Source organism: Amycolatopsis sp. NPDC045836 (genome assembly GCF_056431745.1).
The window spans coordinates 1-13,849 of the sequence record NZ_JBWKKF010000004.1 but is presented as its reverse complement, the minus strand read 5'-3'; the positions used below and the strand labels follow the sequence as shown (position 1 = coordinate 13,849).

General features: G+C 71.2%; 16 protein-coding genes and 1 pseudogene. 6 read left to right on the top strand and 11 right to left on the bottom strand.

Annotated elements, in window-relative coordinates:
• Positions 1–79: 79 nt before the first annotated feature.
• Entirely contained in the window at positions 80–550 is a 471-nt protein-coding gene (locus AC07EG_RS07450) for a hypothetical protein (protein ID WP_478252184.1), read from the bottom strand.
• Positions 551–619: 69 nt separating this feature from the next.
• On the opposite strand from AC07EG_RS07450, the gene AC07EG_RS07445 reads away from it, so the two are divergent.
• Complete coding sequence (locus AC07EG_RS07445) at positions 620–1,594, top strand: glutathione S-transferase family protein (protein ID WP_478252183.1); 975 nt, start codon at positions 620–622, stop codon at positions 1,592–1,594.
• A gap of 34 nt (positions 1,595–1,628) precedes the next feature.
• Here AC07EG_RS07445 and AC07EG_RS07440 read toward each other — a convergent pair whose 3' ends face one another.
• From AC07EG_RS07440 to AC07EG_RS07430, 3 genes are all read right to left on the bottom strand, one after another.
• On the bottom strand, positions 1,629–2,144 hold the full coding sequence (locus tag AC07EG_RS07440) for a lytic polysaccharide monooxygenase auxiliary activity family 9 protein (RefSeq protein WP_478252182.1): 516 nt from the start codon (positions 2,142–2,144) through the stop codon (positions 1,629–1,631).
• A gap of 194 nt (positions 2,145–2,338) precedes the next feature.
• Complete coding sequence (locus AC07EG_RS07435; RefSeq protein ID WP_478252181.1) at positions 2,339–2,902, bottom strand: GNAT family N-acetyltransferase; 564 nt, start codon at positions 2,900–2,902, stop codon at positions 2,339–2,341.
• Positions 2,875–3,891: a helix-turn-helix domain-containing protein gene (locus tag AC07EG_RS07430; RefSeq protein ID WP_478252180.1), complete on the bottom strand. Its 1,017-nt coding sequence runs from the start codon at positions 3,889–3,891 to the stop codon at positions 2,875–2,877. The genes AC07EG_RS07435 and AC07EG_RS07430 overlap by 28 nt, the downstream gene beginning before the upstream one ends.
• A 185-nt stretch (positions 3,892–4,076) precedes the next feature.
• Between AC07EG_RS07430 and AC07EG_RS07425 the strand changes: the two genes are divergently transcribed.
• Positions 4,077–4,928 (top strand): hypothetical protein, encoded by an 852-nt coding sequence (locus AC07EG_RS07425; protein ID WP_478252179.1) that lies wholly within the window; start codon positions 4,077–4,079, stop codon positions 4,926–4,928.
• Positions 4,929–5,201: 273 nt separating this feature from the next.
• On the opposite strand, the gene AC07EG_RS07420 is transcribed toward AC07EG_RS07425, so the two are convergent.
• The 4 genes from AC07EG_RS07420 to AC07EG_RS07405 form a co-directional block, all read right to left on the bottom strand.
• Positions 5,202–5,735 (bottom strand): hypothetical protein, encoded by a 534-nt coding sequence (locus tag AC07EG_RS07420; RefSeq protein ID WP_478252178.1) that lies wholly within the window; start codon positions 5,733–5,735, stop codon positions 5,202–5,204.
• A gap of 648 nt (positions 5,736–6,383) precedes the next feature.
• Positions 6,384–6,947: an ester cyclase gene (locus AC07EG_RS07415; protein ID WP_478252177.1), complete on the bottom strand. Its 564-nt coding sequence runs from the start codon at positions 6,945–6,947 to the stop codon at positions 6,384–6,386.
• Positions 6,944–7,912, bottom strand: a complete 969-nt coding sequence (locus AC07EG_RS07410) for an LLM class flavin-dependent oxidoreductase (RefSeq protein WP_478252176.1) — start codon at positions 7,910–7,912, stop codon at positions 6,944–6,946. Before AC07EG_RS07410 ends, AC07EG_RS07415 begins: the two co-directional genes overlap by 4 nt.
• A 10-nt stretch (positions 7,913–7,922) precedes the next feature.
• A complete protein-coding gene (locus AC07EG_RS07405) occupies positions 7,923–9,296 on the bottom strand; it encodes an FAD-binding oxidoreductase (protein WP_478252603.1) in 1,374 nt (457 codons plus the stop codon).
• A 139-nt stretch (positions 9,297–9,435) separates the two neighbouring features.
• Here AC07EG_RS07405 and AC07EG_RS07400 point away from each other — a divergent pair, with 139 nt between their 5' ends.
• Together AC07EG_RS07400 and AC07EG_RS07395 are read left to right on the top strand one after the other, a co-directional pair.
• Positions 9,436–10,107 carry a TetR/AcrR family transcriptional regulator gene (locus AC07EG_RS07400; RefSeq protein WP_478252175.1) on the top strand — a complete coding sequence of 224 codons (672 nt, stop codon included), beginning with the start codon at positions 9,436–9,438 and terminating at the stop codon, positions 10,105–10,107.
• A 43-nt stretch (positions 10,108–10,150) separates the two neighbouring features.
• Complete coding sequence (locus AC07EG_RS07395; RefSeq protein WP_478252174.1) at positions 10,151–11,347, top strand: cytochrome P450; 1,197 nt, start codon at positions 10,151–10,153, stop codon at positions 11,345–11,347.
• A gap of 17 nt (positions 11,348–11,364) precedes the next feature.
• On the opposite strand, the gene AC07EG_RS07390 is transcribed toward AC07EG_RS07395, so the two are convergent.
• A complete protein-coding gene (locus tag AC07EG_RS07390; protein WP_478252173.1) occupies positions 11,365–11,715 on the bottom strand; it encodes a DoxX family protein in 351 nt (116 codons plus the stop codon).
• Between the two features lie 318 nt (positions 11,716–12,033).
• Between AC07EG_RS07390 and AC07EG_RS07385 the strand changes: the two genes are divergently transcribed.
• Positions 12,034–12,171, top strand: a complete 138-nt coding sequence (locus AC07EG_RS07385; protein ID WP_478252172.1) for a hypothetical protein — start codon at positions 12,034–12,036, stop codon at positions 12,169–12,171.
• 23 nt (positions 12,172–12,194) lie between these two features.
• The gene (locus AC07EG_RS07380) at positions 12,195–12,650 is read left to right on the top strand and encodes a hypothetical protein (protein WP_478252171.1); all 456 of its coding nucleotides are present in this window, start codon (positions 12,195–12,197) and stop codon (positions 12,648–12,650) included.
• Positions 12,651–12,795: 145 nt separating this feature from the next.
• On the opposite strand, the gene AC07EG_RS07375 is transcribed toward AC07EG_RS07380, so the two are convergent.
• Both AC07EG_RS07375 and AC07EG_RS07370 read right to left on the bottom strand, forming a co-directional pair.
• Positions 12,796–13,152 (bottom strand): hypothetical protein, encoded by a 357-nt coding sequence (locus AC07EG_RS07375; protein WP_478252170.1) that lies wholly within the window; start codon positions 13,150–13,152, stop codon positions 12,796–12,798.
• A 104-nt stretch (positions 13,153–13,256) separates the two neighbouring features.
• Positions 13,257–13,379, bottom strand: a pseudogene (locus AC07EG_RS07370) (IS3 family transposase); the annotation flags it as partial.
• Positions 13,380–13,849: the final 470 nt, after the last annotated feature.

Here is a 13,849-nt window from a genome sequence, read left to right as displayed (position 1 = left end):
GCCCGCCCGCGCTGGCCGCCGGAACCGCCCTGCCGGACGAGTTCAATGCCCTGCTCGACGACTACCTGGCCGACCAGGGCTACCTCCCGGGGGAGCTGCCTTCGGAGGAACTGCTGCCGGACGAGCCGGGTGAGCTGCTGCCGGGTGAGTCGCCCGGTGAGCCGGCCCCCGCCCCGGTGCCGGTGCCGGTGCCGGTCCCGCCGGACCGGCTGGCGCCGGTGCGTGACCGGGCCTCCCGCTGGCCCTGCCTCCGGACCTGCTCGGCGACCCGACCGAGCCGATCGGCTCCCTCGCCACCCCGGCGATCGCGGCTGCCGCGCAGCCAGTGGCTGCCGTGGTTGCTCAGCCGGTGCTGGCCGCGGCTGCCGAGCCGGTGGCGGCGTCGGCGGAGCCACTCGCGGCTGACCAAGCCCAAGCCCGCGCTGAAGCCCTCGCCGACGCCGTCACCGTCGCCGGGGCCGTCACCGACGGCCAGCCACAAGCCGGCGAAGACCCCGGACAAGGCGGAGGCGCCGAAGAACAAGGCGCGGACCACCAAGAAGAGGGCCACCGCGCCACACCGGCCTCGATCCACTAGCGGCCCGGACCGAGGGGAGCGGGACCGAGTTAGGGTGGGCCCATGGCAGAGGAGTTCAAGCGGGCCCCGAACCACTTCCGGGGGCGGGCACTGGCCGACGGGTCGTCGCCGTGGCCGGTGGAGCCGGGGCGGTACCGGCTGGTGGTCAGCCGCGCGTGCCCGTGGGCCAGCCGCGCGATCATCGTGCGGCGGCTGCTCGGCCTCGAAGACGCCATCTCGATGGCCGTGGTGGACCCGATCCAGGACGAGCGCAGCTGGCGGTTCACCCTCGACCCGGACGGCCGCGACCCGGTGCTCGGCATCCGCTTCCTTGCCGAGGCCTACCACGCCGCCGAGCCCGAATACGACGGCGGCGTGAGCGTGCCCGCGCTGGTCGACGTGCCCAGCGGCAAGCTGGTTTCCAACGATTACCCGCAGATCACCCTCGACCTGTCCACCGAATGGACGGCCTACCACCGCGAAGGCGCTCCCGAGCTGTACCCCGAGCACCTGCGCGACGAGATCGACGCGGTCAACGAGGTGGTCTTCCGCGACATCAACAACGGCGTCTACGCCATCGGCTTCACCCGCGACCAGTCCGCCTACGACCGGCGCTTCACCCGCCTGTTCGACCGGCTCGACGAGCTGTCCCAGCGGCTGGCGAACCGCCGCTACCTGGTCGGCGACACGATCACCGAGGCCGACATCCGGCTGTTCGTCACCCTGGTCCGCTTCGACGCGGTCTACCACGGCCACTTCAAGTGCAACCTGCTCAAGCTCACCGAGATGCCGGTGCTGTGGGCCTACACGCGCGACCTGTTCCAGACGCCGGGCTTCGGCGACACCGTCGACTTCGACCACATCAAGCGGCACTACTACGTGGTGCACGACAACATCAATCCCAGCGGGATCGTGCCCGCCGGGCCGGACCTGTCCGGCTGGACCACCCCGCACGGCCGGGAGGTCCTTGGCGGCCGCCCGTTCGGCGGCGGCACCCCACCCGCCTGGAAGGGCGACCACGAGCCAGCGAGGGGGTGACCGGGAGCCCGGTCACCCCCTCGTCCACCGCCGCTCAGCTGACCTGCAGGTCGATGCAGGCGTAGAAGGCGTTCGGGGTGTCCGCGACGTTCCAGATGGCCAGCACGGTCTGGCGGCCGCTGGAGGGCAGGTTCACCTGGTGGGTGACCGTGGCGGGCGGCTGCTGGTTGTTACCGCTGATGTCGGCGACCTTCTGCCCGCCGACGTAGTACTCGTAGTTCGAGGTCCGGTGCCGCGCGGTGAAGGTCCAGGTGAAGTTCACCGTCCGGCCGACCGGGGCGGCCACCCACGGCTTGCTGTTGTCGTTCAGCTCGGCGAACGCCGGCACGCCGCCGTTGCACTGGCGCAGCCCCTTGGGGCCCTCGACGCTCTGCGGCTCGTACTTGATCGCACCGCACTGGACCACGCCCTTCGCGCACTGCGCCTGGCGGCTGGCCGGGGAGTTCACGTAACCGTGGGCGCTGGCCGTGCCGGCCGGAATGGCCACCAGCGCGATCGGGGTGACGGCGGCACCCAGGACGGCGGCGAGCAGTTTCCTCTTGGCGGTCATGTCAGCTCCTGGAAATCCGTTGGTGGGGAGGAGTCTTCGCGGGCCTTCCGCTCAATGTGGTCTAGACCATACGCCCGGTGGTACGCACGGTCAAGAGATGCCGGAATTCCAGCTGGGTTGGTGACTTGCCGACGCAAGTGGGTTGTGCCGACGGCCCGCGGCCGCTACGGGGTGGATTAGTCCACAGTGGACGACTACCAGACGTCGCCGCCGCGCCAGTCGCAGCTCAGCTCGCCGGTGCGGTCCAGCGGCGCGCTGCCGGGCAGGACGAAGACCGAGTCGTCGTCTTCTTCGGTGCGCAGCACGCCCGAAGGCGAAAGGACCGAGGTCGGGCCCTGCCAGCGCAGCCAGCCGCGCCGGGCGTAGAAGGCGGCACCCTCGTCGCTGGCGCTCAGCGCGCCCAGTTCGTAGGCGTTGCGGGAGATGCGCTCCAGTTCGGCCATGATCCGGCCCGCGTGACCGCGCCGCCGGCGGTCGGCGCGGACGGCGACCCCTTCGACGTAGCCCGCGCGCAGCGCCCGGCCGCCGTGGGTGAGCTGCCGCCGCACGATCGAGCCGTGGCCGATCAGCTCGCCACCCTCGGTGAGCAGCACGTGCACCCCGCCGAGCGAGTGGTCCCAGTCCTCGTCGCTGAAATCCCCCTCGAAGACCTCGTCGAGCAGTTCACGCACGCTGGTCAGCGTGGTGCTGCCGAGGTCGGCGGTGTGGGCGGTGAGCAGTTCGGTCACGGTCACTCCGGGTTGCGGTGCAGGCGCCAAAGCGCGATCGCCAGGTGCGGGCGCAGCCGTCCCGGTGGTTCCCGGACCGGCCGGCCGAGCAGGTGCTCGCTGTGCGCGAGCCGTTCCTGCAACGTGGAATGGTGTACCACCAGCGTGGTGGCCGCGGTGCGCAGGCTCGGACTGGCGGCCACGGCGGCCAGCGTCGGCAGCACCCACGGCGCGCTCGCCCCGGCGCGGTCGAGCGCCACCACCACGTCCGGCGACGGTCCGGTGCCGGGCCCGACGGCGGAGGCCAGCACGGCCAGCCCGCCCAGTTCCTCCGCGTGCACCACCCGCGGTCCCGGATCCGGTTCGGTGGCGGCGAAGCGGAGCGCGGTCCGGGCCGCCTGCCACGACGAGGGCAGCTCCAGCACCGGCACCACCGGGCCGACGCCCTGCCGCTGCTCCTCGGGGATCGGCGTCGCGGGCGATTCGACGCGCACCCGGCCGGCGTCCAGCGCGACCACCCTGGCCGTCTCGCCGAGACCGAGCCGCCGGGCCGCGCGGAGCCGCGTTCCCGCCGGTGCGGTGGTGTCCAGCACCACCTCACGCGGCTCGCGTTCGGCCGTGCGGTCCAGCACGCCGTGCACGGCCGAGACGGCCCGTTCCAGCACCATCGCCCCGACCGGCCCGGCCGGGCCGGGGCGCTCCAGCCAAAGCTGGCCACCGGACCGGAGCCCGGCGTGCGGCCAGGCCGCCTCCGGGGCCGAGCCGCCGCCCCGTCCGGATCGACGCGGATGCGCACGCGGCGCTCCGGCACGGACAGCCGCGCCACGCACCCGGCGAGCACGGCGGCGCCGCGCACGATCGGCGCCAGCCCGGCCCGCGACTCGACCAGCCGGTCGAAGTAGGTCGGTCAGCTCGCGCTCGGCGTACTCGGCTCGCCGGGCGGCGATGTCCAATTCGCCGAACCGGTCCGGCATCTGCTCCTTGAGCACTTCCAGCGCGGCGGCCAGTTCGACGTCGAACGGCGGCGGGGTGGTGGTCATCTGGTCTCCTCCGGGTGGGGTCCTGCCGCCATCTTCGGTGGTGGCCGCCCAGCCACGCGGCGGGAATGCCCCGCCAGGTGGCGGGCTCGTTCCGCCGGTGCAGCGCGCTGTGCCAGGCGTGCAGTTTCCCGCCGCGGGCCGCCGCCGCCCTGGTTCGCTGCGGCGCACCGAGGAAAGGAGGAGCAGTGAGGAAGCTGATCGTGGTGCTCGCCGCGCTGGTCGCGGCGGGGGCGCTCGTGCCGGCGGCGGGCGGGGCGACCGCGGTCGCCGACACCATTTCCGGCGACCGGGCCACCGTCCGCGAGTACCCGGGCAGGCTGGTGCTGGCGAACGCCCGCGACCGGGACCCGGTGGTGCTCACCGCGTACTGCGGCGAGTGGGTCCGGATCCGGGTGGAGGCGGCCCACGCGATGGCCACGCCGGTCGGCTGGGTGCTGCGCGGTCACCTGGCCAAGGCGAGCAGGCCGGGTGGCCTGGCGGGGGTGCCGGAGCGCTGCGGCACCGACACCGATCGTTGGCGGGACTGGGTGGGGGCGATCAACGCGCCGTTCCACTCGGTCCGCAAGGTCACCGTGGACGGCAGCACGGGCTGGCGGCGGATCACCTTCGGCACCGGGGTGCGGTTGCCGGCTTCACCGGAGTGCACGCCGTCGCTGAACTACACCCGGATCGGCGACGGTCCCGATGTGGTGGACGCGGGGCAGCGGGTGCAGCTGGACCTGACGAAGGTGAGCTACCGGTATGTGACGGTCGATGGTTCGGTCGCGCTGGTCAGCGCTCCACCGGCGGGGCAGAGCTACGGTGTGTGGTCTTTTGTGCCTTCGGGATGCTTGGAGCCGAAGGGCCGCGAGCACGTCTACTTCGACGAGCCGGTGGCACAACTGGAGAACATCGGCGGGCTGGAACTGGGCCGGAGCTACTCGGATGCCACCGTCCGCGCGCGAGGCTGCTCCGCCGCGTTGCTGAGCCCGGTCCGGTCCGCGTATGGGTACTGGCCGGATCCGGAGCCGGGGAACCGGCCGGCTTGTCCGGTGTGAGCGGGGGCGCGGTGGCGGGGTTTTCTGCTGCGCGCCCCCGGTGGCGGACTGCTGTCGCCGCGAACACCTCGGTACCACCGGCACCGCGGGGTGCATCGAGAACGCCCGGGTCGCGGGCCGCGGGTGGACAGTCGAGGAGTCGTTCCGGACCGGCAAACGCTTCGCCGGGCTTGACCAGCACACCGAACGAAACCCGGGCCCGCAACTGCCGGGTGGATCTCGCTGACCTGCAACTCAAGACCGCGGTCGAACTTTCGCCGGCCGGAACTCCGGTCAGTACCGGGAGAGGTGGAGCGAGGAGGTCGCGTCGTTGAATCCCGGCAGTGCTTCCCAGCCGGAGATCTGGGTGCCAAGACTCCTCAGCCGGTAGATGCCACCGCCCGGGTCACGCCCGACCCAGTTGTACAACGTCACGTCGTTGCACCACGACTGGGTGATGAGTGACGAAGTCACGTTTTCCATTGCGAAGCCGACCGAGTTGATGCCGTAGCCGCTTTGGTCACAGGGTCCGTCCTGCCCGTAGTAGATCTCCCAGTGGCCTTTGTAGTCATTGTCTGTATACAGTGTGACGAGAACGTTTTGGGCACTCGCCGCGCTCGTGGCAATGGCGGGGTCGTTACCACACTCGCGAGAAACAACTTCGGATGCCGTCTCGCCCGGCTTGAGCTTCTTGAGTGTGGTCACGCAGTATTTGCCCGTCGCGGTATCGGGCTGTGGCGCGGCTGAGGCGCTGCCCGAGCCGAGCAGGCCGGCGATGCTGACCAGTCCGGCGACGATGGCCGCCCTTTTCCTGTGCCCAGTTTTCACGATAGGACGGTCGCATGGGATGCGATTTGCTGTCGAGCCCCTTCAGAGCAGCCTGAAGCGGCGTTCCGCGCCGCCCGGGACAGTATCAACTGGCGGCCGCGCCCGTCTTCCGCCAGCCCGGATCACGAAGTACGGCTGGAGTATTGGGGCGGGCTCGCTGTCGCCGCGCTTTGTTGGCTCGCTGTCGCCGCGCCTCGGTGGTGGGTTTGCTGTCGCCGGGCCCCAAGGGCGGATCTGCTGTCGCTGCGCTTTAATGGGTGGGTGGATCGGTTTGCTATCGCCGCGGCTTGGTGATGAATTTTGCTGTTGCGCGGCTTGGTGGCGAGTTTTGCTGTCGCTGGGTCTTGGTGATGAGTTTTGCTGCCGCCGGGTCTTGGTGGAGGCCCCCTGTCGCCGGAATTTGGTAGTGGCTTGCTGTCGCCGGGTCTTGGTGGAGGGTTCCTGTCGCCGGAATTTGGTAGTGGCTTGCTATTGCTGTGTCTTGGTGGCGGGTTCCGGTACCGCGACTCAATGGTGGGTTGCTGTCCTCGCGCCCCAGTTGCGGGTTGATGTGGCAGTTGCCGGAAGGGTGGAATCCGGCGGTGCGGGTGCGAAAACCAGCGTCGTGGGTGTCGAGCCCGAGCTCGCGGAGGGGAAGGGCCGTAAGGGTTAGAGGGTGGGCAGGGTCGGAGGGACGGTGTCCGTCAGGCGCGGGTCCGGTGGGGCGCTGGTGAGGGTCAGCAAGCCGCGGGCGAAGCGGAGGAGGAGCGGCCAGTTCTTCGGCTTCCGCTTGTCGATGCCGCCGATGAGTTGTTTCAGCATGGACAGCGAATCGAAGTAGATGCGTTCGCTGATCAGGTTTTCCTCGGCGTCGAACAGGAAGTAGGCGGTCATGCGCACGCGGAACGCCGAGCCGGTGGCCGGCAGGCCGCCGAACGGGCCGAGGTGCGTGCCCAGCAGCCAGAACTCCACGATCACCGCGTCCGCGCTGTGCCGCAGCGCGATCAGCTCGTGCCGCTGGTCGGGGAAGGCGACCCGGGTGGCGCGGTAGTAGTCGCGCACGGCCTGGTCGCCGTCGTGCACGGTCATCGTGGCGATCAGTTCGTAGTGCGGGTGCGGGAAGGTGGCCAGGGTGGCGTCCCAGTCCTGCGCCACCTCGTCCTCGAAGTGGTCCAGCACCAGCTTCTGCCTGGCCGCGAGCACCTCGTCGGCGGGCATGCCGCTGCCGCTCATGACCGGGCCGCCGCCGCGACCTCGCCCGCCGCGGCCACCGCCTGCTCCTCGTCGCCGACCGGGATCAGCACCACCGACTCCGCACCGGCCCCGTGCAGCGCGCGCACCTGCTCCACGCACCGGGTCAGGTCCCCGGAAACGCTGAGCCGGTCCACCCATTCCGGCGGCAGTTCCGCGGCCAGGTCGGCCTTCTGCTCGATCAGCGACAGCAGGTCCCCGGCGAACGGCAGCGGCCGGATGTGCGGCGCGGTCGACGCCCGCAGGCAGCCGACCACCCACGGCCGCACCCTGGCCCGCGCCCGCGCGGGATCGGAATCCATGGCGAACCAGTTGTACGCCACGATCGAATGCCGGTCCGGCGCACCGGGCTCGCCCGCGCCTTCGGCGATGCTGGCCAGCGCCGCCCGCACGTACTCCGGGCTCGACGGCTCGGCCAGGATGGTGCCGTCGGCCGCGGCACCGGACACCGCCAGCGAACGCGGCCCGCGCACCCCGCTCAGCACCGGCGGCACCACCTCCGGCGGAAACTCCAGCCGCACCCCGTCGAGCCGGACGTGCTTGCCCGCCAAGGAAATCTCCTCACCGCGGAGCAGCCCGCGCACCGCGGTGAGCGTCTCCCGCAACGCGGCCAGCGGCGACGGCGGGTACGCGCCGATCTGCCGCATCCACGACGGCACCCCGTGGCCGAACCCGGCGATCAGCCGGCCGGGGTGCAACCCGGCGAGGGTGGCCAGCTCCATCGCCGCGATGGCCGGATTGCGCGCCACGGTCGGCAGCACGCCGATGCCGACGGTGATCCGCTCGGTCGCGGCCAGCGCCGCGGCCGCGGTGGCCACGCCGCCGGTGTAGAAGCAGTCCTCGACCACCCACACCTCGTCGAGACCGGCTTCCTCGGCCCGGCGCACCAGGCCGACCAGCCGCGCCGGGGGCAGGCGGCACGGGATCATCACACCCACACGACTCATGCCGGCGACCCTAGCGGTGATCACCGGCAAAATCGAAAACGCGGCCGGGATTGAGGATCCCGCGTGGATCGAGGCTCGCCTTGAGCTGCCGGTGCGCCCACAGCGCCGCCTCGTCCAGCTCGCGTGCCAGCCAATCCCGTTTGAGCACCCCGACCCCGTGCTCACCGGTGATCGTGCCGCCCAGGCGCAGCCCGAGGTCCATCACCGCGGCGAAGGCGGCCTGCGCGGCGGCGACCTGGCGCTCGTCGGTGTCGTCGAAGATGACCGACGGGTGCATGTTCCCGTCGCCCGCGTGCCCGGCGCAGGTGATCCGCACCCCGTGCGCGGCGGCGATCCCGTCGAGCCCTTCGACGAGTTCGGCGAGCTTGCCGCGCGGCACGCACACGTCGTCGACCAGGCTGGTGCCGAGAGCTTCGTGTGCCGGGCCGACCAGGCGGCGAGCCCGCATCAGCAGTTCGCCCTGCGCCGGGTCGTCGGCGACCAGCACCTCGTCGGCCTTGCAGTCGAGCGACGCCCGTTCGAAGGCCGCCAGTTCCGCCGCGGCGGCGTCCCCCGCGTCCGACTGCGCGATCAGCACCCCGCCGACCTCCGGCGGGAAACCCAGGTCCACCAAGGCGGACACGGCCCGCACGGTCTCGGCGTCCATGAACTCCAGCACCGACGGCCGGTGTCCCGCACCGAGGTAGGCGGCCACCGCGCGGCAGGCGTCGGCCGGAGCCGGGAAGAACGCGACGGCGGTGAGCGGGCGGCGCGCGGCCGGGCGCAGCGCGAGGGTGATCTCGGTGATCACGCCCAGCGTTCCCTCGGAACCGACGAACAGGCTCGTCAGGTCGTACCCGGCGACGCCCTTGGCGGTGCGGCGGCCGGTGCGCATCACCCGCCCGCCGGCCAGCACGACTTCCAGGCCCCGCACGAAATCCCCGGTGACGCCGTACTTCACGCAGCACATGCCACCGGCGTTGGTGGCCACGTTGCCGCCGATCGTGGAGATCTCCATCGAGCCGGGATCGGGCGGGTAGTGCAGGCCGCGCTCGGCGACGGCCGCGGCGAGCGCGCCGTTGAGCACCCCGGGCCGGACCACGGCCAGCTGCTCGGCCACGTCGATCTCGACGATTTCGTCCATTTTCTCCAAGCACAGCAGCACACAGCCGTCGAGCGCGTTCGCCGCCCCGGACAACCCGGTCCGCGCGCCCTGCGGCACCACGGGAACCCCGTGCCGATCGGCCCACCGCAACGCCACCGACACCTCCTCGGTGCTCCGCGCGCGGACCAGCACGGCAGGCACCCCGCTGGGGCAGAAGGAAGCCCGGTCGTGGCGGTAGGCGGCGAGCACATCCGGGTCGTCGACCGCCGAACCGGGCAGGAGCTGGACCAGCGGGTGCACGGGGACCTCCAGGGTGCGGTTCTTCCCATTGTGCGACAGCACCCCGTCAATCCCTTGCCGGAGCACCGCCGCCAGGGCTACCGTGACCGCATGACCGAATGACCAGAACGGTGTTCTTGGTCAAAACCTGGGGGTTGACGTGCGAGGACGTGCGGATCGCATCCTGGACGCGGCGGGTGCGCTGCTGCTCCGGCACGGCTACCGCAAGCTGACCATCGGCGACATCGCCGACCGGGCGGGCGTCGGCAAGGGCACGGTCTACCTGCACTGGCGCGCCAAGCAGGAGCTGATCGAGGCGTTGTTCGACCGCGAGTCGATCGTGCTCATCGGCGAACTGCTCGCGTGGCTCCGCGCCGATCCGGCGGGCATCGCCCCGCACCGGCTCTACCCGCGCGTGCTCGAGCTGACCGCCGCCCGCCCGCTGGTCACCGCGTTGATCACCAAGGACGCCGAACTGCTCGGCAAGCTGGCGGAAAGCGCGCTGCGCAGCCACAAACTGCTCGCCAACGACCACGGGTACCGGCTGATGGTGCGGCACGGCCTGCTGCGCGACGACCTGCCCGGCGGGCAGTTCGCGTTGCAGGCCACGGTGGCCGGGTTCTACCTCTACGACTCGCTGGACCCGGTGACCGGGGCCCGGCTGGACCCGGCGGCCAGGGCGCGGCTGCTGGGCCACACCATCCGGACCGCGTTCGAGCCGGCCGAACCCGGCCGGGTCGAACCGGCCGCCGCCGAATTCCTGGCGCTGTACGGGGATCTGGCCGAGACCTACCGGAAGTCGGTCTATTCGAACGACCCGCGACCGGCCTGAACGACCTCGGGCCGGCGGGGGAAGCGCACGGAAGGGGATCGCGATGACCGCTGTGGCACAGCTGGCGGACGAGTGGGGGATCAGCCCCGAGCAGTTCTGGTTGCGGGAGAAGGTGCCCGCGCAACCGGTGGACTACGACGCGAAGAGGGGGGTGTGGAACGTCTACGGCTACCGGGAAGCCGTGCAGGTGCTCAGCGACCCGGCGACCTTCTCCTCCGAAACCGGCAGGCTGATGCCGGACCGGGAGGAGTTCACCGAGGGCAGCATCGTCTCGATGGACCCGCCGCAGCACCAGAAACTGCGGAAACTGGTCAGCCACGCGTTCACCCCGAAGGTGATCGCCGATCTGGAGCCGCGGATCGCGGAGCTGACCGGCGAACTGCTCGACCAGGCCGGTGACCGGCTCGACCTGGTCAGCGAACTGGCCTATCCGCTGCCGGTGATCGTGATCGCCGAACTGCTCGGCGTGCCCGCCGAGGACCGGCACCTGTTCAAGCAGTGGGTGGACAAGATGCTGGAGCGCTCCGGTCAGTTCTCCCTGGTGGAGCAGAGCGAAGAGCAGGACCGGGCGGTGGAGGTCGCGCTGGAGCAGCTGCGGAACCTGACCGGCTACCTCGGTGAGCACGCCGCCGAGCGCCGCAGGCAGCCGCGGGAGGACCTGCTGACCAAACTGGTCCAGGCCGAGGTCGACGGGATGAAGCTGACCGATCGGGAGGTGGTCAACTTCGCCAACGTGCTGCTCGTGGCCGGGCACATCACCACCACCATGCTGCTCGGCAACACCGTGCTCTGCCTGGACCGGCACCCCGAGCAGCTGGCGAAGGTGCTGGCCGACCGCGAACTGGTGCCGAGCGCGATCGAGGAGTCGCTGCGGTTCCTCAGCCCGTTCGCCACCACCGGGCGGGTCACCAACCGCGAGGTTTCGGTCGGGGGCACCACGATCGGCCAGGAGGAGATGGTGCTGGTGTGGCTGGCCGCGGCCAACCGCGACCCGGCGCACTTCCGCGACCCGGCGGTGTTCGACGTGACGCGCGAGCCGAACTCGCAGATCGCCTTCGGCCGCGGGGTGCACTTCTGCCTCGGGGCGCCGCTGGCCAGGCTGGAGGGCCGGGTGGCGCTGAACCTGCTGCTCGACCGGTTCCCCGGGCTGCGCCTGGATCCGGAGCGGGCCCCGGAGTTCATCCCGGCGCCGACGATGACCGGGGTGCGCAAGCTGCCCCTGGTGCTCCGGGATTCCTGACCCGGGCGGGCGCCGGATCAGGCCGTCAGCATCAGCACGGCGGTCGCCGCGGCGGCCAGGGTGAGCAGGACCGCGGGCAGCACCTGCGGCACCGGGTCCTTGGCGCGCACGTGGTAGACCACCGCGCCGGCCATCAGCACGGTCAGGCCGATCGCCGCGGCCACGCCGATCGGTGCCCAGAACAGGCCGGTGATCAGGCCGGCCGCCGCGGCGACTTCGAGCGCGCCGATCACCCGGCTCAGGGTGGCCGAGTAACCGAGGTGCTCGGCCGATTTTTTCATCGCGTCCACGTTCGCGAGCTTCGCCAGGCCGGAGCCGAGGAACACCATGGCCAGCAGGATGGACAGCACCAGGACAACGGTCGACACGGCTCGCTCCACGGACAGGGGGGCTCGGGCGCGACCACGGTAGCGCGGGCTGCACTGGCACGGCTACCAGTGATCCAGATCACAGCTAACCGGTCGAACCGGCACGGGACGGGACCCGTGTCACAGTCATGCCGCGCGCCGGGGTCGCCCTCGCGCTGCTGGCCGTGCTCCTCACCGGGTGCACCGTGCCGGTGGGGGGCCGGAGGCCCCGGTCGCGGTCACCGACGGCCCGAGCGGGCCCAAAGCCGGTGCGCCACCGGCGGACCTGAAGGTCGAGGGCGGCGACGGCGGTGACCTCGACTGCTCGCGACCGCCGCGGTGGCCGACGTCGAGCGGTACGGGACCGGGCAGCTCCCGGCGAGCTTCGGCCGGGAGTACGTACCGGTCATCCGGCTGGTCTCCGACGATTCCGGCGCACCGGGGGCCGAGCTCTGCGGCACCGCACCGAGGGGCTGAGCAATGCCTTCTACTGCGGTGGCGTGCCGGACGTGGTCGCCTGGGACCGCGGGGAACTGCTGCCGGAGCTCCGCGACTCCTTCGGCCCGGTCGCCGTGCTGACGGTGCTGGCGCACGAACTCGGGCACGCGGTGCAGTTCCGGCTCGGGGTCACCGAGGGGACGCCGGCCATCGTCAAGGAGCAGCAGGCCGACTGCTACACCGGCGCGTACCTCCGCCGGGCCGCCGACGGCCGGTCGCCGGGTTTCCGGAGCACCACCGGTGAAGGGCACGGCAACGCCTTCGACCGCGTGTCCGCCTTCCAGATCGGCTTCTGCGCGGCTTGTCGAGCAGCCGCGTTGAGAAGGCAGCGATCGGGCTCCTCGGCGGGCGACTACGTGCGTGGCTCAGGGCGCCGCTGGTGTCCCCTGAGCTGTAACCTCGGTCCGGGACGGAGAGGACTCCAAGGTGTCCAGCGGCACCAACCCGGGGGTGGCTAGCCGGAGCGAAATCTCCGGGACGGCGCCGGTACAGCACGCGCCCGCCGGTCAGGACCAGCCAGCGGTCCGGGCTGTCGAAGAACTGGAAGGTCGGGCACCGGCGAGCTCGTCGGAGGTGAAGTCGGGTTGGGCCACCGCCGGATCCTCACACGCCACCGACTACGCCTCGGGTTTCCCAGTTGGGGGAGTGCGAGGTCACAGCAGCACCTGCCTCGTCACCGGGCACCAGGCCAAGGACGGCACCGGCGAGCAGCAGCAAGCCCGCGGTAAGCAGCAGGACGGTGCGCCACATCCCGCTGGCCGTGCCGCCAAGTCCCGCCACGAGGACCGCGGCGACCAGCGTGGTGAGCACGCGGGACAAGTCTGCACGGCGCCGTTCGGCAGCGCGCTCTTGAGCCGCTCGGATCTCCTCGACCGGGTTGCTCTCGACCTGGTCGTTGTTGACGGCGACGACGGTGTCCAGCCTGTGGGGCTCTGCGGCTTCCTCAACCAGGGCGGGCAATTCTTCCTCGGCCGGGTCGGACGATGCGCTCGCTAGGGTCTGTCCGCAAAGCGAGTGTGGTCGGTCTGCTTTTGATCTTGGTTCGTGATCGGCAGGCACGACCGCGCACACAGGTACAACGTGCCTTCGGTGGTGCGGTGTTCGGTGACATCGGCCAGCCACAAGGGGTTCGGCGCGGTGGTGGTGAAGTCGCGCTGGACCAGGCCGTCATGGATCGGCGGACCCGGCTTCTTGCCGAACGCGCCCCACCAGCTCATCGCTGAGCAACCCCAGTCCCAGCTTGTTCGGCGCCCCGCGAGTCGTGCGGTGCACCCACTCGACGTCCTCCACAGCCAGCTGGAAGTACTGGACCAGCTCGTCTCGGCCGACTTCGGACGGCCAGGACTCCAGCTCACCGATCTCGCTCGCGCGAGAAGAACCGCGTCGCCACCAGACACCGCCAACCCGTGCACCGACTCGACGATCGGGATCACCTCGAGCGGCACTCGTCATCAGCGCTGGTCAGTGACTATTCCGTTGGCTATTCCGCCGGCTGTCCGAGCCCCCCGAACTGCCCTCGCGCCACTACCCTGAGCGGAGCCGCTTTGGTCCGGTACCACGAAAGCAAGGCGGCGATGGCCAGCGCCGAGCCGATCAGCCAGCACAGCACGCCGGCGGGAATCACCCAGAACGGCCACCCACCGGCCATCAGGGCGTC

What these genes read in the sequence shown, in the direction of transcription:
- AC07EG_RS07445 (WP_478252183.1), top strand. Translation starts at nt 620, where the DNA reads ATGGCAGAGGAGTTCAAGCGGGCCCCGAACCACTTCCGGGGGCGGGCA.
- AC07EG_RS07440 (WP_478252182.1), bottom strand. Translation starts at nt 2,144, where the DNA reads ATGACCGCCAAGAGGAAACTGCTCGCCGCCGTCCTGGGTGCCGCCGTC.
- AC07EG_RS07430 (WP_478252180.1), bottom strand. Translation starts at nt 3,891, where the DNA reads ATGACCACCACCCCGCCGCCGTTCGACGTCGAACTGGCCGCCGCGCTG.
- AC07EG_RS07415 (WP_478252177.1), bottom strand. Translation starts at nt 6,947, where the DNA reads ATGAGCGGCAGCGGCATGCCCGCCGACGAGGTGCTCGCGGCCAGGCAG.
- AC07EG_RS07410 (WP_478252176.1), bottom strand. Translation starts at nt 7,912, where the DNA reads ATGAGTCGTGTGGGTGTGATGATCCCGTGCCGCCTGCCCCCGGCGCGG.
- AC07EG_RS07395 (WP_478252174.1), top strand. Translation starts at nt 10,151, where the DNA reads ATGACCGCTGTGGCACAGCTGGCGGACGAGTGGGGGATCAGCCCCGAG.